At 51.9% G+C, this 17319-nt stretch carries 18 protein-coding genes; 1 reads left to right on the top strand and 17 read right to left on the bottom strand.

Annotated elements, in window-relative coordinates; genetic code table 11:
• Positions 1–119: 119 nt before the first annotated feature.
• From malQ to DWX91_RS04955, 6 genes are all read right to left on the bottom strand, one after another.
• On the bottom strand, positions 120–1619 hold the full coding sequence (gene malQ / locus DWX91_RS04980; RefSeq protein ID WP_118538446.1) for a 4-alpha-glucanotransferase: 1500 nt from the start codon (positions 1617–1619) through the stop codon (positions 120–122).
• A gap of 14 nt (positions 1620–1633) precedes the next feature.
• Entirely contained in the window at positions 1634–2815 is a 1182-nt protein-coding gene (locus DWX91_RS04975; protein ID WP_118538444.1) for a dihydroorotase, read from the bottom strand.
• A gap of 216 nt (positions 2816–3031) precedes the next feature.
• Positions 3032–3409, bottom strand: a complete 378-nt coding sequence (locus tag DWX91_RS04970) for a VOC family protein (protein WP_022360591.1) — start codon at positions 3407–3409, stop codon at positions 3032–3034.
• On the bottom strand, positions 3406–4122 hold the full coding sequence (locus tag DWX91_RS04965; RefSeq protein WP_118538442.1) for an MBL fold metallo-hydrolase: 717 nt from the start codon (positions 4120–4122) through the stop codon (positions 3406–3408). The genes DWX91_RS04970 and DWX91_RS04965 overlap by 4 nt, the downstream gene beginning before the upstream one ends.
• Before the next feature lie 210 nt (positions 4123–4332).
• Positions 4333–4749: a thioesterase family protein gene (locus tag DWX91_RS04960; protein ID WP_118523490.1), complete on the bottom strand. Its 417-nt coding sequence runs from the start codon at positions 4747–4749 to the stop codon at positions 4333–4335.
• A 120-nt stretch (positions 4750–4869) separates the two neighbouring features.
• Positions 4870–5343, bottom strand: a complete 474-nt coding sequence (locus tag DWX91_RS04955; RefSeq protein ID WP_412693831.1) for a zinc ribbon domain-containing protein — start codon at positions 5341–5343, stop codon at positions 4870–4872.
• A gap of 259 nt (positions 5344–5602) precedes the next feature.
• On the opposite strand from DWX91_RS04955, the gene DWX91_RS04950 reads away from it, so the two are divergent.
• Entirely contained in the window at positions 5603–6550 is a 948-nt protein-coding gene (locus tag DWX91_RS04950; protein ID WP_117796506.1) for a DNA-3-methyladenine glycosylase family protein, read from the top strand.
• On the opposite strand, the gene DWX91_RS04945 is transcribed toward DWX91_RS04950, so the two are convergent.
• From DWX91_RS04945 to cysE, 11 genes are all read right to left on the bottom strand, one after another.
• Positions 6547–7404: an EamA family transporter gene (locus tag DWX91_RS04945; protein ID WP_022359449.1), complete on the bottom strand. Its 858-nt coding sequence runs from the start codon at positions 7402–7404 to the stop codon at positions 6547–6549. The two genes, DWX91_RS04950 and DWX91_RS04945, sit on opposite strands and share 4 nt — an antisense overlap.
• A gap of 6 nt (positions 7405–7410) precedes the next feature.
• Positions 7411–8289 carry a radical SAM protein gene (locus DWX91_RS04940; protein ID WP_117796508.1) on the bottom strand — a complete coding sequence of 293 codons (879 nt, stop codon included), beginning with the start codon at positions 8287–8289 and terminating at the stop codon, positions 7411–7413.
• Positions 8252–9973, bottom strand: a complete 1722-nt coding sequence (locus tag DWX91_RS04935; protein WP_118538438.1) for a metallophosphoesterase — start codon at positions 9971–9973, stop codon at positions 8252–8254. The genes DWX91_RS04940 and DWX91_RS04935 overlap by 38 nt, the downstream gene beginning before the upstream one ends.
• The gene (locus DWX91_RS04930; RefSeq protein ID WP_118538436.1) at positions 9970–10467 is read right to left on the bottom strand and encodes a pyridoxamine 5'-phosphate oxidase family protein; all 498 of its coding nucleotides are present in this window, start codon (positions 10465–10467) and stop codon (positions 9970–9972) included. The genes DWX91_RS04935 and DWX91_RS04930 overlap by 4 nt, the downstream gene beginning before the upstream one ends.
• Entirely contained in the window at positions 10467–11483 is a 1017-nt protein-coding gene (locus tag DWX91_RS04925; RefSeq protein WP_022359453.1) for a LysR family transcriptional regulator, read from the bottom strand. Before DWX91_RS04925 ends, DWX91_RS04930 begins: the two co-directional genes overlap by 1 nt.
• 378 nt (positions 11484–11861) lie before the next feature.
• On the bottom strand, positions 11862–12359 hold the full coding sequence (locus tag DWX91_RS04920) for an NUDIX hydrolase (RefSeq protein WP_107000811.1): 498 nt from the start codon (positions 12357–12359) through the stop codon (positions 11862–11864).
• Between the two features lie 24 nt (positions 12360–12383).
• Positions 12384–13082 carry a hypothetical protein gene (locus tag DWX91_RS17185; RefSeq protein WP_243098974.1) on the bottom strand — a complete coding sequence of 233 codons (699 nt, stop codon included), beginning with the start codon at positions 13080–13082 and terminating at the stop codon, positions 12384–12386.
• Positions 13034–13846 carry a metallophosphoesterase gene (locus tag DWX91_RS17180; RefSeq protein ID WP_243098973.1) on the bottom strand — a complete coding sequence of 271 codons (813 nt, stop codon included), beginning with the start codon at positions 13844–13846 and terminating at the stop codon, positions 13034–13036. The genes DWX91_RS17185 and DWX91_RS17180 overlap by 49 nt, the downstream gene beginning before the upstream one ends.
• A gap of 282 nt (positions 13847–14128) precedes the next feature.
• Positions 14129–14401, bottom strand: coding sequence for a GIY-YIG nuclease family protein (locus DWX91_RS04910; RefSeq protein ID WP_118469055.1), 273 nt, complete (start codon positions 14399–14401; stop codon positions 14129–14131).
• A gap of 467 nt (positions 14402–14868) precedes the next feature.
• Positions 14869–16440, bottom strand: coding sequence for a DUF3794 and LysM peptidoglycan-binding domain-containing protein (locus DWX91_RS04905; protein ID WP_118469053.1), 1572 nt, complete (start codon positions 16438–16440; stop codon positions 14869–14871).
• Between the two features lie 82 nt (positions 16441–16522).
• On the bottom strand, positions 16523–17203 hold the full coding sequence (cysE, locus tag DWX91_RS04900) for a serine O-acetyltransferase (RefSeq protein WP_022359459.1): 681 nt from the start codon (positions 17201–17203) through the stop codon (positions 16523–16525).
• Positions 17204–17319: the final 116 nt, after the last annotated feature.

Genomic DNA, 17319 nt, shown 5'->3' with positions numbered 1-17319 from the left:
AAATCGTTCATACTCCCCAGGTGCATCTTTGCCCCGGGCGGGTGCAATCCATGTATATTTTACAGGTTTTTCCCGAATTTGCAAGCATTTTACGGGTTTTTATTCCCATCCGCCAAAAACTAAAATCTTCCGAACGTATCCACCAGCCAGGACAAATAATCTGCCCGCTCATCCGTAAACTGCCCCGGAACCAGACGCCAGCGCCAGTTTTCCCCGAGGGTTCCCGGCGTATTCATGCGCGCCCAGTTATCAAGTTTCAACACATCCTGCATCTGGAAAATGGCAACGCTCGCGACTGAACCGTATGCCGCGCGGAACACGCGGTCTACCACCTCACTCTGGTGTGCTGCACCGAGGTAATCAGCAATGTACTGAAGTTCCCACCACTGACGTTTTTCCGGTTTAAAATACCCCGCCAGCGTCTCATTGTCGTGCGTTCCACCGTAGACTACGGAGTTCGGGTCATAGCAGTGCGGCAGATGCTCGTTGAAACGGTCGCCACTGAACGCAAACTCAATGATCTTCATGCCCGGATAGCCCGTCTCTGCCAGCAGATCCTTGACCTCCTGACAGAAGACACCCAGATCCTCCGCGATGATCTTCGTCTCGCCTGCCGCCTCGTCAAGTGCGTCGGTCAGCTTTTTGCCCGGACCTTTCTCCCACTCGCCGTCTTTCGCAGTCACAGCGCCATACGGGATTGCATAATACTGCACCACACCGATGAAATGGTCGATCCGCACCGCATCGTAGAGCTTCGCGGACGCTTTCATCCGGCTTCGCCACCAGGCGAAATCGGTTTGTTCCATTTTCTCCCAGTCGTAAAGCGGGTTGCCCCAGAGCTGTCCATCCTCTGAAAATGCATCCGGCGGCACACCCGATACCTTGAGCGGCGTCAGATTTTCCTCATCGAGCTGGAACAGCTCCGGGTGGCTCCAGACATCCGCGCTGTCGAGCGCCACGTAAATCGGAATATCGCCGACGATCCGAAGTTCTTTTTCTTTTGCATACTGTTTTAATTTTTTCCACTGTTCAAAAAACTTAAACTGTAAGAACTTCCAGTAATTTATTTCTTCTGCCAGCTCTTCGCGGCATGCCGAAAGCGCCTCCGGACGGCGGAACCGGATGTCCTCGTCCCAGTCCATCCAGCCTTTTCCTTCATATTTACCCTTGACTGCCATGTAGAGCGCATAGTCGTCCAACCATTCTTCATTTTCTTCCAGAAATGCCTGATATTTCACACTTTCCTTATGGCTGCTCCGCTCATACGCCTTGCGCAGAAGCGGAAAACGGTAATAATACAGCGCGTCATATTTGACCTGGTCCTGCTTGTCGCACCACCAGCAGGCGTCTATCTCATCCTGGGTCAGAAGTTTCTCGTCTTTCAGCGTATCCAGATCAATAAAATACGGATTTCCCGCAAATGCAGAGTAGGACTGGTACGGGCTGTCCCCATAGCAGGTCGGTCCCATCGGAAGCACCTGCCAGTACGTCTGGCGTCCGCGTTTTAACTGATCAATAAACTCATACGCCGCCCGTCCGAACGTACCGATTCCATACGGCGACGGCAGGCTGAAAATCGGCATCAGCACGCCTGCGCCGCGTTTTAACATTGTCTTCATCGCTTCGTTTCCTCCTATTCTGCCCGATATACTGTCTCACCGCTGCAGATGGTATAGTGAACCTTTCCATAGAGCTTCGCTCCCACAAACGGGGAGTTGGACGCCTTGGAATGGAATTTTTCTACGGTATATGGTGTCTGGTCGTCAAAAAGAACCAGATCCGCCGCGCCGCCCTCGCGGATGCGTCCCGCCTCCTTCATCCGGTACAGCTTCGCCGGATTCAGGCACATTTTCTCAAACAGAGTCAGATAATCAATGTGACCAGCTTTTACCAGCCTGGTAACCGCCAATGGCAGGGAGGTTTCCAGCCCGATGATGCCGCTCGGCGCCTCGGTCAGCGGTTTTGCCTTCTCCTCGGCGCTGTGCGGTGCATGATCCGTCGCAATCATATCAATCGTGCCGTCCTTGATTGCCTCAATCAACGCCTCGCGATCCGCAGCACTCCGCAGCGGCGGATTCATTTTCGCCAGTGTTCCGTACTCCAGAACCGCCGTCTCGTCCAGTGTAAAATGATGCGGTGTCACCTCCGCCCAGACATGCGCGCCCAGCTTTTTCGCCAGACCGACCATCTGCACCGCATTGCGGGAACTGATGTGCTGGATATCCACATCTGCGCCCGTGTGAAGCGCGATCATGCAGTCGCGCGCCACCATCGAATCCTCCGCCAGCGCCGGGGAACCGCCGATTCCCAGCTGCTCGGACACCGGACCGCGGTTGATGCCGTTGTTGAAAATAAACGCCGGATCCTCCTCATGGAAGCTGAGCGGCACATTGAGGCGTTTCGCCGTCTCCATCGCCTCTTTGACCAATTTTTCGCTCATCAGCGGGATTCCGTCATCCGTAAATCCGATCGCACCCGCCTCTTTGAGGGCGTCCATATCGGTCAGTTCTTTTCCCTGAAATCCCTTCGAGACTGCCGCGCAGGTTTCCACATGGATTCCCGTTTTCGCGCCCTTTTCCAGAATATACCGGACAATCTCCGGCGTGTCGGCAACCGGTTTCGTGTTTGCCATACAAACCACCGTCGTAAAGCCGCCCGCCTTCGCAGCCGCCGCGCCCGTCTCGATGTCCTCCTTGTAGGTCAGACCCGGATCGCGGAAATGCACGTGGACGTCCACCAGTCCCGGCGCAACGATCAGCCTTCTGCGTCCAGCACCTCGCATCTGCCGGGATGGACGGTGCGTCAGATGCCCCATCTGATTCTGCTTTTGTATCTTTTTTCACGATTTTCTGGATTTTCCCATTTTCAATCCACAAATCTGCCCTTCCGTCGAATCTGCTCTCCGGATCGATGACTCTGCCGTTTTTAATTATTTTTACCATTCTAACCCCTTTTTAACTCATATGTTAAAACGTAACTGTTCAGTACCTTCACAGTTACGTCAAAACATTTTTTCAGACAAACTCAGCCCTTAACTCCTCTTCGCCGGCACGATCTCCAGCCAGTATCCATCCGGATCGTTAATGAAATAAATACCCATCGCCGGATTTTCAAAACAGATGCATCCCATTTCCTTATGTTTGGCATGTGCCGCCTCCATGTCTTCCGTCTCAAATGCCAGATGGAACTCATTGTCGCCCAGGTTGTAGGAGTCCTTCTCCCAATCGCGCAGCCAGGTCAGCTCCAGCTGGTAGCCGGTCGTGGCGTCGCCCAGATAAACAAGGATAAAGCTTCCGTCTGCCGCCTCCTTGCGGCGTACCTCCTTAAGTCCCAGTGCTTCCTCATAAAATTTCAGTGACTTGTCCAGATCGATGACATTGAAATTGTTGTGTGCAAATGTAAATTTCATCGGATAAACTCCTCTCCTTCCTTGTGAATCTCTACAATCCGATCCCGCCAGCCTTCACTGGATGGATGTTCGATTAAATTTGGTATAATCGTATAATCTTCCCAGAAATGCATCGGGAAAATCCATTTTGTGTCCGCCTGCTCCATAAAACCGGCAGCGCCCAGATAAAACCACTGCCCCTGCCTCGGATCGACCGGGATAAATGCCAGATCCGCCGTGCGCCCGGAAAGCTTTTTCATCTCCTGTTTATAAGAAGCCGCCATATTCCGGTTCCATGCCATATCTTCGCCTTCCCACCACCAGTTATTTAAGTCACCGGCGTGATAAATCTCCTTTCCTTCGCAGGAGAGCCAGAAAGCGACGCCTTCGTCGGTGGAATGGAACGTCTCGACGATAAGGCTTTCTTCAGAAATATTCAGGCAAAATCTTTCTCCTGCCTTTACCAGCCGTATCCTGTCTTTATATCGTTTACGATATTCCTCCGGTATCTTTTTCCCAATCTCTTTTGAGAGAATATAAAAAACATTTTCCCGTTTCTCTCCCAGCTGAAAGATTACCGGAGCATAATGATCGGCATGGAAATGGCTCGCAAAGATAAAGAGGGGCTTCCCTGCCGGGAACTCCGGGAGAGTTCCCTTAAAATAATCAAACAGAATCACGGCATTTTCAAGCTCAACTGAAAACGAGCTGTGATGAATATATGTGATTTTCAAACGAATTAATTCCCTTCTATAATGAAAAAGAATGTGCCTTGGCACATTCTCGCGCCGAGCGCGGTCGCTTGCGACATGTTTCTGCTTCGCGCGAGTGCGCATCATTGGCACGTTAGTGCCTTTTTGTGTAATAGGAAATTTCAAGGAATTTCCTATTACACGAAACAACAGCCAGCCAAAAGTATCCCGCATACGATACTCGCAGCGCTTTCAGCCGGCTGTGCTCTCTTCGCAACCTTTAGTTTCTTTCTTGCTCTGTGCTTTTGCTAAGAATTTCTCATTTTTGATGATGAAACGCTCATGTGTGCCGCCGCCGATGGAACCTTTCGCGTCAAATGCCTCTACCTTAAATACGAGACGTCTGCCGTCTACTTCTACCAGCTCACTCTCGCACCAAACCTGCATGCCGACCGGGGTCGCTGCATTATGGGCAATTTCCAGCTTTGTACCAACGGTTCCCTCACCGTCGTTTAAGTACGGAGCCACGCTCATCCACGCGGTTTTCTCCATCAGTGCAACCATCGCCGGAGTTGCAAACACCGGTAACAGACCGCTCCCCACTGCTGCTGCGGAATTTTCATCCGTAACCATAACTTCCTGTCTTCCCTTGATACCAGCTTCTAACATATTGTCTGCCTCTCTTTCTTTTTTGCGCCAAAATCTGCGCTGTGTCAAATTTTTGTAACCGTCCCGTGCTTCCACAGCCGCCATCACTCTTTTAGCGGTATCCTTCTGTATTTCCCCGCCTTACAGCGGTTTGCCGCACTTTGGACAGTACGAAAAATCCTCATCCGTCTCAAATCCACAGGACGGACAGACCTTATGACGGTGTGATGCATCACTTCCCGTCCACGGATTTCCATTTCCATCCTGCCGAAGTGTCAGATCGCTTTCCGTGATCTCGACCTCCTCGCCCCGAAGCAGCCTCTTTCCCACCTCCGGATCCAGCTCATAGACCGCACCACAGCACGACATTTCTACGAAAAAGTGCCGGTTCCATTTAAAAATCGGGATAAAAAAGAAACTAAAATACATATAGGTCATGTACACCTGATACCGCCCATAAGCGCCGCAGCGCCCGCAGATCACTGTTTTCAGGTACTCCAGCGGCTTTACGCCGGAACTGATGCCACCGATAAAAAACATCCGTCTCCCCTCCTGCCATAGAACAAAGAATGTGCCCTGGCACATTCTCGCGCCGAGCGCGGTCGCTTGCGACATGATTCCTCTTCGCGCGAGTGCGCACATATATACATCATACCTAAGTAGCGCGTCTTTCGCAAGATTTTTTTACGCTCTGATGCAATTCTGATGCAATTCTCTTTCTGATAAAAGGTAACCGTTTGCAGTCAAAGGTCTTCTATGCTATGATACGTCTCATAAGAATTACATGATTTGATACTTTATGATTCAAGGTTTTATAACTTGATATTCCATTGATATAAGCAAAAAATATTTAAAAAAAAGAGGATGCCCTGCCATGAACACACATACAACAAACCTGCCTGCAATCGAAAAGCACAATTTTCCCAACTCCCACATCATCTCCTGCCTGAACCTGAACCTCGCCCAGATCGCCGCCTCCGGTCAATGTTTCCGTATGCTTCCGGTTCCGGAAAAACCGGGGATCTGGTCACTCATCAGCGGGACGCACTATCTGGAAATTTCCGGGACGCCGGACGGTTTCTTCTTCGACTGCCCGGACGAAGCGCTTCCTTTCTGGAAACAATACTTCGATCTCGGCACCGATTACGGCTCTTTCATCGCCTCCATCCGCGCAGACGATGCCTACCTCGCGGCGGCGGCAGACGCCGGTTCCGGCATCCGGATTCTCCGTCAGGATCTCTGGGAAATGATGATCACCTTCCTGATCTCCCAGCAGAAAACCATCCCAAAGATCCGCGAAGCCGTCGAAGCTCTGGCAAAAAAATACGGTGCGAAGAGAACCGCCGCCCTGTCCGACGGTTCCATCCGCACCTACTATTCTTTTCCCTCGCCCGAAGAACTGGCATCTGCCAGCCTGGACGACCTATTAACCTTAAAACTCGGCTACCGCGCCAAATACATCCACCGCCTCATCCAGGATGTCCTCGCCGGAACCGTATCCTTAGAATCCCTCGCAGCCCTGCCGCCGGACGAAGCCATGACTGCACTTACCAGCCTCTATGGCATCGGTCCCAAGGTCGCCAACTGCGTCTGCCTCTTCGGACTCCACCACATCGACGCCTTCCCCGTCGATACCTGGATTGAACAGATCCTGACCAAAGAATACCTTCCCAAACACCCCATCCGCTACCGACGCCTTCCAAAAAGCCGCCTGTACACTACTATTATCCAGGATTTTTTTGGAAGCTATAAAGGATACGCAGGGGTAATGCAGCAGTATATCTTTTATTATGAGCGCAGCATCCGAAACGGAAAATCCTAAAGATTCAGCAGCGCCAACGCCACCAAAATAATCCCGCATCCCCCAATCTGTCTCCGGCTGATTGGATCCCCGAGTACCAGCACGCTCACAAAACTGACCACCAGGATCGTGCCGACACTAAAGCTCGGATACACGATAAACGCCGGCAGTCTCGACACACTCGCCAGCAGCAGCGAGGTTGAAAAATAGTTTGGAAATCCGACTGCCACACCACTCAAAAAGTCCATCTTTCCAATCTTGCGGCGGGTTCTCTGCTGCTCGAGAAATGCCAGAACCACAGTCAGAACCAGTGCGGTCAGGAACGTATAGAACAGAAACAGCGCATCAAACCGTCTCTCGCCGATCCTCTCCGTTACCTTGGACATCCCGTCTGCCATACCGCTGACGACAAATAAAACGAGCAGAAGTCCCGCCGAACCCATCCTCCGTCTGCGTCCGCAGCCGCGGTCCCCCTCGCTGTTGATGACCCAGATCGCCACAATAACCAGCACGATCCCCACCAGCTGGAACAGCGTTGGGATCTCACCTAAAAACAGGATACTCGCCGTGACCGGAATCACGATACCAAGCTTCGCAAATGCCGACGACAGAACTGCCCCATTTTCACGGATGCATTTCTGCATTAGAACCAGATTTCCTGTAAACAAAAATCCATTCACGATTCCCGTAAGAACCGCCGTCCGGCTGCCTGCCGCAAAGATATTTTTATCTGGAAGCAGAACAAACGCCACCACCAGGCAGGTCACATAATTTCCAACCAAAATCCCATACCGGTTATCGCTGAACGTCTCACTGATCCGCAGCGCCAGCGCCAGGGACGCGCTGAAAAGAATCGCAAAAATCAGATAAATCATACCTACTTATAAGAGATCGCCGGTCTCCCGGAATTTCCGGTAATGATGCGTTCTCTTTGCCTCCTCCAGTTTTTTTAGCATGGCCGGAATATCCCCGTTTAAGGTTCCCGCCAGAATCACGTAGTTCGACGCATGGTTCGTCCGGAATACTGTGCCCGGAGAATCCACATTTTTCAGGAAAATTTCCATTTCATCCACAATTTCATCCGGAGTTATCCGCTGGAACCGCCCTTCCACGACATCTGCATACATCGGCGTGCCCTCGTACAGGCGCAGCGTCAGGAAGGATGCGTACTCCGGGTTCATCGCCGTGATGAGCTTCGCACAGGACAAGGCATGTTCCTCCACCTTGCTGCGTCCGCCAAGCCCCGAAATCAGCGTCACTGAGGTCGCGATGCCGCAGCGTTTCAGCTTCTGCCCTGCCTCAATGGTCTGTTCCGCCGTCACACCTTTATTGATATATTTTAAAATCTCATTATCGCCGGATTCCGCACCCACATAGACGATTCCGAGTCCCGCCTCGCGCAGGCGGATCAGCTCTTCTTCCGATTTCCGCAAAATATCCTGTGCCGTTCCGTAGGAAGCCACCCGCTTCACGCCCGGATACAGGCGGTGGATCGCATCCAAAATCACCAGAAGATCCTCTGTTTTCATAACCAGCGCATCGCCGTCCGCCAAAAATACCTTCTCGATATACGGCGCATACGGATTGTGTGAAACCTCCGTCAAATCTGCCAGAATCTCCGCCAGGCTCCGGATCCGGAACTTCTTTTCTTTATACATATTGCAAAAGCCGCAGGTGTTGTGTGCACATCCGATCGTCACCTGAATGATCAGGCTGCGCGCCTCACTCGGCGGTCTGTATACAATTCCCTCGTAGTCCATATGATTCCTCCTTTTTCTGTATCTCCTCTGCCGGACTGCCCGCATCTGCTCCGACAGTTTCCTCTTTTTCTGCATTCTCCGGGTTTTCTATCGTCTCCCCCGGCAGCGGGAAATCCACACCCGCTTTCAGCTCCAGCACCGTGTTGTTCGTCCGGGCATCGTGCAGGATCGCCTGCAGCCTTGCCAGCCAGAAATCATTGCCGCTGTAACGGATCCAGTACTGATATGCCTCGCTTTTTCTGATCTTTGCCACATCAATCTTCGTGCCCGAACAATAATCACGGTTCATATCGGCATAGAGCCTTGCCATCTCTTCTTTGATATCCTTTGATGCCGACTGCAACGCCTTAAACGTCTGTTCCGAAATCACATCTACCAGAAACTGATCCGCATAAGCATCAAAATTGAGAAGATTCTCGTCTTCTTCCCCGTAGCGCTGCGCCCAGCCTGCTATGTCTACCTTTTTTGTATGGTAAGACAGGCTGCCATCCGCCTGCCAGTTTAGGATACTGTACTGGCACGGCGCCATCGGAAGCGGAGAAGTCACTATCTCCCGGATTCCATATCCGCCCGGTGTGTTCAGATTTGACGTATGCTTCTTGATTCTCTGCAAATGCAGATGCCCGCTCAAATACACCGGAACTCCATATGCTTCCAGAAGCGCGGTCACTTCTTTCGTATTTTCAATCGTGCATTCCTCCGGATAGAGTGTACTCTCATCCAGCAGATTGTGGTGTGAAACCGGAATGACCGTCACACCCTGTTTTTTCGCCTCCTCCAGCTGTGTTTTCATCCACGCAACCGTCTCTTCGCTTAGCTTTCCGCCCGTCTCATGGACCGGTTCACACATGCAGCTGTCCAGCATCATCAGCCAATATTTTTCATCCAGGCGGTAAACATAACTCAGCGAATCCGAAGCCCGGGACACCGCCTGATCATAGCCAAACTTATGGTAAATCTGGTAAAACTCTTCCGAACTTGTTCCCTCTGCCGGAGATACCTGATCATCAAAATACGTTGCCGCCCACGGGTGGTTAATATCATGGTTGCCCGGAATCACCAGCACCGGAATTCCCGCTGCCTGCACCCGCTCTAGCTTCTCTGCAAGCGCTTCATGGTTTGCTTTCTCACCATTCTGGGAGAGATCTCCGCTCAAAACCAGTGCCGATGGATGCGCCGTCCGCACCTCCTCCAGAAATGCCTCCGTGATCTCATCCAGATACGGCACGAGCGTCCCATCATTTCCCATCGTATAGGTATCAAACGCAGACTGGAAATCTGTCATCTGCGGGGACTGATAGTGAAGATCCGTCGCCAGCCAGATAGTCGGCGGCATATAAACTGTCTCTTCCTGTGCCTTCTGGGGCTCTTTTTTTCTTTTATACAGCTGTTTCCGGGAAGTCCGGCGCTTTAAAGCTGTTTCTCCATCCGAAGCGTTCTCATCTGCATCATCCTGTATCACTTCCCCGGCGGATGATTCATCCTCCTCCTGATTCCCGGCGGCTCCATTTTTTTCATTCTCCGCCACATCGCCGCCATCTGTCTCAGCTTCCGAAGCTTCCGTCCCGGATGCATGCTTTTTCCCTGCATCCGGCACCAGCCATACAACCAGAAAAAGTGCGAGGACCAGCAGCAGAAGCTGTGCCCCCCGCACCAGAATTGATATCTGTCTTAACTGTTTCATGCCTGCTCCGGTTTCGGCGCATTGCTCTTACCTGTCAGAGTTTCCACACGCAGGCAGAGGACGGTGGTTCTCGCCGCTACCTCCGGAGCAAACTCATACGGTCCGCCCTCCGGGTCATACTGCTGCATGATCCTTGTCAGTGCCTCTCCTTTCTCCCCAGGATCAGCCACACGGGATAACCGTCCAGTGCCGCAGACACTCTCATAAATCATCGTGCTTCTGCATGCCGGTTCCAGAATCTTTATCTCTTTTTCATTCTGCACACAGAATGCCACCCGGTTGTCGCGCTCCATATGCTCAATCTTCGTTCCCACCGGAGCGCCATGGAAATACAGCACCGGCGTCTCCTGGTCTTCGTTCCACACAAAACCATAATTTAACGGGATCACATACGGGTATTCATCCCCGGAAAAGGCGAGACTACACACCCGGCAGTGTTCCAAAATGGCTTTCTGCCCGTCTTTCGACTCAATCGCACGTTCTCCTCTTCGCATTATTTATCCCCCTTCTTATCCGAACCTTTCTTCTCCTGATTCTCTTTCTCCCGTTGCTCCCGTACCTTCTGGAACGCCTCGTCGCCGACTGCCACGCGGATAAACTCCTCCATCGCCTTCGTGAGGTACTTATTTCTCTTCTTGTACAAATAAACGTAACGGACCGCCAGCTCTTCATTCATCTTGTAAAAGCACAGCGGCACTTCATATGGAAGATTGACGATCAGGCCATCCGGGATGAAGGTCGCGCCCACGCCCCGTCCTGCCATGTTGAACGCAGAGACAACCTGGTCCGGTTTCATGATAATATTCGGCGAATAATTCTGGCGGCTGCACATCTTCATGCTGCGCTTGTAAATACTGTTTTCCTCTTTGACGAAGATAAACGGAGTACTCTTTAAGAGCGGCAGCGGCAGTACCGGGAACTCCGCCTGACTGTGGCGTCCTGCCCGGATATCTTCCGCGGTAAGCTGATACTGGGTCAGCTCCTCATTGATCGGAAAACTCTTCGGAACAGCCAGAATAATTCTCTCCGTGCTATAATAATACTTTTCATAATTTTTGTCATCCAGTTCCGAGTTATCGATCAGAAGATCCAGTTCCTCGGCAACCAGCTTATCGGTCAGCTGTGTGGTCGTGCCCTCCTGCAGATCAATCTTGATCTGCGGATACCGATGGGAAAACTCGCTCAACACGCCCGGAAGTACAAACGAGGTAAAAAAGATCGTTCCGCCAACCGACAGCTTGCCCGCCAGAAGCCCATTTAAGTTATTCAGTTGATTGAGCGTGTTCTGTTCCAGCGCAAACAGCTTTTCGATCGCGTCGATATAAACTTCACCGCCCGGCGTCAGTCCGATCGGAGAGGTGCTCCGGTCAAAAATCGGAGTTCCTATCTTTTTCTCCACCTTCTTGATCGCCGTGCTTAACGCCGGCTGCGTAATATACAGTTTCTGCGCCGCCTTCGAAAAACTCTTTTCCTCGTAGACCGCGTATACATACTCTTTTCCGTCGAACATGTTTCCTCCTATGTACCCTGCTTTTTCTCATCGCTGCATCCTGCGGGATATTTCATCCCGAAACTTCCCGCCCGTGAACATTCTCATTCTGTTCCATTCTTTCCCCTTTATCTACAGGGTTTCCGGCACTTTTGTCCACTTGTGATTCTATAACAAAAAATTTATAATAATTATCTTCTTATTTATATTTGATTATATACGATGAATGATATATAATCAAGTTAAAGATAAGGAACAAGAGAAAATAATTCATCTTCTTATCTTTCTGGCATAGCCAACCACCCCGATTTTCCCCAAAATCGGTTCCCATATATTGATTATTCCTCATGAGCACGCACTGCAGAACCCTCGTTCCCCAACCAACCCGCAGTTGCGTGCTTATTTGTATGTAATTTTTACCCCGTCCAGCTCAGTTTCTATCAGCTCGTCCCCATCATATGACAATTTCAATGAAAAAAACGTATCCCTTTCAATCAGAAGCTTCAAAAAGATCCGATCGCCGTCCCAGAGCCGCAGAGCCGATACATCCTTTTTCGCCACCCAGGCAAGCTCGCCCTCGTCACATTCGCGAAGCGTTCCCTCAAATCCATCCGCCGTGTACAGGCACATATATTCCGTCGGCCAGCCTTTCGCGATAAACGTCACGATTCCGCGGAAGCGCCAGGAAGTCAGAGTCAGCCCTGTCTCCTCCTTCACTTCGCGCAGCAGGCAGTTCTCCGGGCTTTCATTCTCCTCAAAATGTCCGCCGACGCCAATCCATTTTCCTTCATTCACATCCTGTTTCTTCTTAATGCGGTGCAGCATCAGATATGAATCGTCTTTTTCAATGTAGCAGAGCGTTGTCAGCGGCGAACGCTGTTTTTTTGTCTCTCCCATGCCTCCTGGTACCTCCATTTTTATTTAATGTACGCTCGGAATCTTCAGATGCCCGTAGTCCTTCGCCTCGTCCTCCAGGATATTCTGCAGAAAATCGCTCAGTTCGCTGACATAGCCGATCTTGTTCCAATCTTCCAGCACTGGATTTTCCTTTGCGGCTTCCTCGATCTGATACATCCGTCCTTCATAATAATTCACGCACAGATCCGCGTAGTACGAAGCCATTTCCTGTTTCTTCTCGTCCGTAAAAAATGCATGGCGATCCTCGATATGGCGATTCAGATCCCGAATTGCATCGCGGATTGCCGCCCGACGCAGGATCGACTCCGAATAAGCCGTAAAATCTGCCAGATCTCGGTTGTGGTACGAGTGGCGTATCGCCCAGCCGTCCACATCGACAGGTTTCGCATCATACTGGTAGGTCCCGTCGTTCCAGATGCGGACAATCCCGTAATGGCACGGAGCCATCACCATGGAACCCGTCACAACCTCATAGATGCCCGTGTCCTCGTCTTCCTTATAATGCTGGATATGCAGATGTCCGCTCAAGTGCAGGCGCACGCCATGATCCGACAGCATCCGCACCAGTTCCTCGTTGTGCTCGATCGTACAGTTGTCATAAAAGGTCCGGCTCACTCCGCTCTCATCCAGCAGGTTATGATGGCTGACGGATATCACGCGGGCGCTTCCCGCTCCGCCTCTTCCAGAATCGGCTCCATCCACTCATACGTTTCCCGGCGGATCATGCCGCCGACCTCATTTTTCGGTTCATACTGACAGGAATCCAGCATCAGCACCCAGTTTGCACTGTCTATCTTATAAAGATAACTCAGCGATGCCGGATCCCGGCTGTCCGCCGCTACATAGCCAAAATCAGCATAGATATCCCGGAACTCGTCCGCTGTGATGGACTCCACCTTTTCCGCTCCATCCGCCGTATAGCGGCGGGCATCCGGGTTATTGATATCGTGGTTTCCCGGTATAACCGCGACCTCAATTCCCGCCTCGCTGAGTCCTTCCAGAAGTTCTGCCAGTTCCTCATGGCTCGCTTTCTCTCCGTCCAGCGTCAGATCTCCGCTCAGAATCAGGAGGTCTGGATCTTCCTTCTTCATATCATCGAGAAAGGCGTCCATGACCTCCCAGCCGTACTCCAGCACGCGCCCGTCTCCGCCCCTCGCCATTCCGACAAAGGAATCACAGCGGTTTCCTGCCAGTTTCTCGGCAAAATAGTGCATATCCGTTGCCACCACGATCTTCTTTTCCACGAAATGGTCCTCGGTTTCCTCTTCCCCGCTTTCTTCGTCTTCGGCAGCCTCATGGCTCTCCTGTGTCTCCTCTGTCTCAGCTGTCTCAGTCTCCGACTCCTGTGTGGCACCCGGACTTTCCGTTTCCGCCTTGCTGGAAACCTCCGTCGCGTCTGCCTCCTTCGATAGAACGAACAGCCGCCAAGCAGCGCTGCCAGAAGGACTGTTGCCATCACTATACATCCTTTGTTTCTTCTACTTTTTCTCACTGTACCTATCCGCTCCTGTTTTCTCTCTATCTTTCAATTTCTGTAACTGTTCAGTACCTTCACAGTCACGCGCAAAAATCCATTAAAAATTGCCTACGGCAATGGGATTTTTGCCTGCTGGCCCATGTTTTCGTACGGTCAGCACAGTAAATGTGCAGACCTACTGAACAGTTACCAATTTCTACTGCTGTTTCTTGCCTTTACCGCTATTGTTTGTACCAATTCTCCGTACATAATCTGCCCCGGCGCGATATATCTACGTCTCGTCATCCACCGGAAGCTCCGTCCGTCCCAGCGCTGCCATCGCCTCTTTTTCCTTTTTGGTCAGTTTCTTGAGCGCTGCCTCCCGGCGCATCGCCTCGCTGCGCGTCGCATATTCTTCATAGTATGCCAGCACTACCGGACGGCGGGTTTTCGTGTATTTTGCACCTTTCCCGGCATTGTGTGCCGCCACCCGCGCTGCCAGATGGTTCGTCCACCCGCAGTACAAGGTTCCGTCCGCGCAGCGCAAAAGATATGTATAATTCATGCCTCATCCTGCCTTTATGGTTCGCACTCCCGACAAAAATTTCTCAGTACACAGGAAAACGCATCCGGATGCCCTATGTAAACGGCGCCGCGCCTTGCAATGCACGGGCACCGCCCGGTTCGGGAAACTCCTTCCCCGGATCTATCATCAAGCACCGGCCGGATGCGTTTTCCTGGCTTACAAGGCGAAAATCCTTTGTCAAAGTCAAATCTGCATGGATTTTTGCTTGTAACTGTGAAGATATTGAACCGTTACAATAATAGTATATAAAGTTTTCCCCCAAATGCAACCATTCCGGCTGGATTTTTTGTTACTGTACACGCATACGTGTCCAGTAACGAAATTTGCCGTGGCTTCGAATTTCAATACGGCAAATTCCTGCTGCCACCACGTTTTCTTACGGCACTTTCGGTCCCAAAAGTGCCCACCCGTGAACAGAAACGATTTTTTCTCTCTAAAATTCCTACCTATGAACAGTTACCCGCCGTTACCTCTTTGATCAGAAGCAGCCGCGCCCCTGCACCGGCTTCCTCCCCGTCGATTTCATTCATTTCCCGCACCTGATCCACCGTCGTGTGGAATTTTTTTGCAATTTTCCACAGAGAATCCCCCGGCTGCACAATATAACCCACAATCCCTGGCTGCTGCTCCCAGCGCTTTAAATCGAACGGCTGTGTCTGCACGGATGTAACCACCGCTTCCTGCATCGGCTGGAATACAAGCAGTTCCACCGTGAGCTGCGCCTTGACCTCCGCCTCACCGCCACCCAGCATCACCGCGCCGAGCTGTTCCAGCCCCAGATTCAACTGCCAGACGCAGTCTTCCCGGATCCCCTCCGCCTCGACCGTGCCGGAAAATGGCAGAACCTCAGAAATTGCCCCGACCGGCGCCGCGTCATCATCCGTCAGATACAGGAGACTGACTTCCAGCACTCCCTCGATCGCCAGACCGTTTTCTGACGGGCGGCTCTCATCCAGCCGGACAATCCCACTGCTGTGGCAAATCTGCAGAATTCGATCCGGTTTCTGAAAAGAAACGCTTCCGCCCACCCGCATTTTGCAGCTGTTGCGCGTCAAAAGCCGGTCAAAGCACACCTCCCCCTGCTCGCTCACGACCTCGCAGCCGGTCGAATAGAGATCGCTTAAAAGTTCCACTGATTCTTCTTTATAAAGTCGGATGTCCAGCTCCAGCACCGCCTCCACTTCCACTTCGCGCATCTCCCCATCGCTGTCCGGCTTTTTGTCCGCCTCTGCATGAAGAATCCGGACCCCGACCGCCGGGATCATCTCCTCCACCGCCTCCGAGAGTTCCACTTCACCGGAAAACGGAATACTCTCCTCCAACCACTGAACCGGCGTGTGCTCGCCCTCGCCGCTGTAAATCAGGAACACCGACAATTCACCGTCCAGATGCAGTTTTCCATCCAACGGGCGCACCGAAACATCCCGAAGACGCATCTCCTGCCAGAGAATCGTCTCAATATTCGGCTTATTTGCCGATACGCTTACTTCCTCCCGGACCCGGTAGATATCTTTGCGCCGCACTGCAAGCGTCGCTGCCGGAACGCTTCTCTTCAGGACTTGCAGCCCCGCATCGTCCGTCTCGACGTCCGCGGCAGCCTGCGCATCGACGCGGCTTTCCGCCCGCACCGTAAGCGTCAGCACCGCTTTGGCGCTCAGCTTGCGCGAATGAATCATGGTAATATTCAAATCTTCGATATTCCATACGATCTGCGTATAGTCGCGCTCCGAAAGCTCCGGCACATTGACCGTTTCCTCAAATGGAATCTCCCCGCCCATCGCCTGCAGCCCGCCCGACTCCCGGCGGTACAGCACCCGGAACACAAGCTTTCCCCGGATCAGCACCTTTTCTCCCTGAATCCGTGAATTTTCTATCTGAACTTCCCCGTCTGACAGCAGTATCTGCACCGCATCATCCAGCGCATCCGGCACAATAAAATCATCATCCAGCGTCAGCTGCGACACCGCCGTCCCCCTCTGCCGATTCATATGTATCTCTTTTTTGATCAGCTCTATCATAAAAAACGCCCCTTTCCAAACCGCACGCATTTCTCTCAAAGAAATTTATGCAGCCGAAAGGGGCGTTATGAATAATTTTGTGTCAGGCTTTCTCCTGTCCTGCCCGCACTGCCTCCAGTTCCTTCCGCAGGTTTGCCGACTCTTCTCTAAGTTCCTGAAGCTCTTTCCGGAGCGCGTCGATCTGCTCTAAAATACGCTGATCGTCCTCGCCGATGATCATCTTCTGCTTCTTCGGCAGCGCCACGCCGTCCTTCTTGACCGGACGCGCCGGAATGCCGACAGCCGTGGTATTTTCCTCGAGCGGGCGGAGCAGAACCGCATTTGCCGCTACGGAACAGTTATCACCGACCTCGAAAGAACCGAGAATCTTTGCGCCGGAACCGACCGTCACATTATTTCCCAGCGTCGGATGACGTTTACCCTTCTGTGTTCCGACACCGCCCAGCGTCACACCCTGGTAAATCGTACAGTTGTCGCCGACCACCGCCGTCTCACCGATGACAACGCCGCAGCCGTGGTCGATCAGAATACCGTGTCCGAGCTGTGCACCCGGATGAATCTCAATCAATGTAAAGAAACGTGCCACCTGTGAAATCAGGCGCGCAATGAAAAACATATGGTGCTCATAAAACCAGTGCGCCACCCGGTGCCATATCAGTGCATGTACGCCCTGATATAAAAGTAGTACCTCCAATGCATTTCTCGCAGCCGGATCTCGCTCCTGAACCGCTTTTACATCCATCCAAATATCTTTTAAAATCATGTTTCTTCCCCTTTTACTGAACTGAATGACCTTTCCGTTTCCGCAAAATCTCAGAACCTATCATCCTTCTCTTCTCCGACAGCCATTCTTTCTGACTGGCTGCTGCAGTTTCTCAT

Source organism: Clostridium sp. AF22-10 (assembly GCF_003478725.1).
Lineage (GTDB): Bacteria > Bacillota > Clostridia > Lachnospirales > Lachnospiraceae > Otoolea > Otoolea fessa.
The sequence above is the reverse complement of the archived record's forward strand: the minus strand, read 5'-3'. Positions and strand labels throughout refer to the sequence as shown.

What these genes read in the sequence shown, in the direction of transcription:
- DWX91_RS04975 (WP_118538444.1), bottom strand. Translation starts at nt 2,815, where the DNA reads ATGGGGCATCTGACGCACCGTCCATCCCGGCAGATGCGAGGTGCTGGA.
- DWX91_RS17180 (WP_243098973.1), bottom strand. Translation starts at nt 13,846, where the DNA reads ATGTATAGTGATGGCAACAGTCCTTCTGGCAGCGCTGCTTGGCGGCTG.
- DWX91_RS04970 (WP_022360591.1), bottom strand. Translation starts at nt 3,409, where the DNA reads ATGAAATTTACATTTGCACACAACAATTTCAATGTCATCGATCTGGAC.
- DWX91_RS04945 (WP_022359449.1), bottom strand. Translation starts at nt 7,404, where the DNA reads ATGATTTATCTGATTTTTGCGATTCTTTTCAGCGCGTCCCTGGCGCTG.
- DWX91_RS04920 (WP_107000811.1), bottom strand. Translation starts at nt 12,359, where the DNA reads ATGGGAGAGACAAAAAAACAGCGTTCGCCGCTGACAACGCTCTGCTAC.
- DWX91_RS04960 (WP_118523490.1), bottom strand. Translation starts at nt 4,749, where the DNA reads ATGTTAGAAGCTGGTATCAAGGGAAGACAGGAAGTTATGGTTACGGAT.
- DWX91_RS04930 (WP_118538436.1), bottom strand. Translation starts at nt 10,467, where the DNA reads ATGCGAAGAGGAGAACGTGCGATTGAGTCGAAAGACGGGCAGAAAGCC.
- DWX91_RS04935 (WP_118538438.1), bottom strand. Translation starts at nt 9,973, where the DNA reads ATGAAACAGTTAAGACAGATATCAATTCTGGTGCGGGGGGCACAGCTT.
- DWX91_RS04940 (WP_117796508.1), bottom strand. Translation starts at nt 8,289, where the DNA reads ATGGACTACGAGGGAATTGTATACAGACCGCCGAGTGAGGCGCGCAGC.
- malQ (WP_118538446.1), bottom strand. Translation starts at nt 1,619, where the DNA reads ATGAAGACAATGTTAAAACGCGGCGCAGGCGTGCTGATGCCGATTTTC.
- DWX91_RS04910 (WP_118469055.1), bottom strand. Translation starts at nt 14,401, where the DNA reads ATGAATTATACATATCTTTTGCGCTGCGCGGACGGAACCTTGTACTGC.
- DWX91_RS04955 (WP_412693831.1), bottom strand. Translation starts at nt 5,343, where the DNA reads ATGTCGCAAGCGACCGCGCTCGGCGCGAGAATGTGCCAGGGCACATTC.
- DWX91_RS04905 (WP_118469053.1), bottom strand. Translation starts at nt 16,440, where the DNA reads ATGATAGAGCTGATCAAAAAAGAGATACATATGAATCGGCAGAGGGGG.
- DWX91_RS04925 (WP_022359453.1), bottom strand. Translation starts at nt 11,483, where the DNA reads ATGTTCGACGGAAAAGAGTATGTATACGCGGTCTACGAGGAAAAGAGT.
- DWX91_RS04950 (WP_117796506.1), top strand. Translation starts at nt 5,603, where the DNA reads ATGAACACACATACAACAAACCTGCCTGCAATCGAAAAGCACAATTTT.
- cysE (WP_022359459.1), bottom strand. Translation starts at nt 17,203, where the DNA reads ATGATTTTAAAAGATATTTGGATGGATGTAAAAGCGGTTCAGGAGCGA.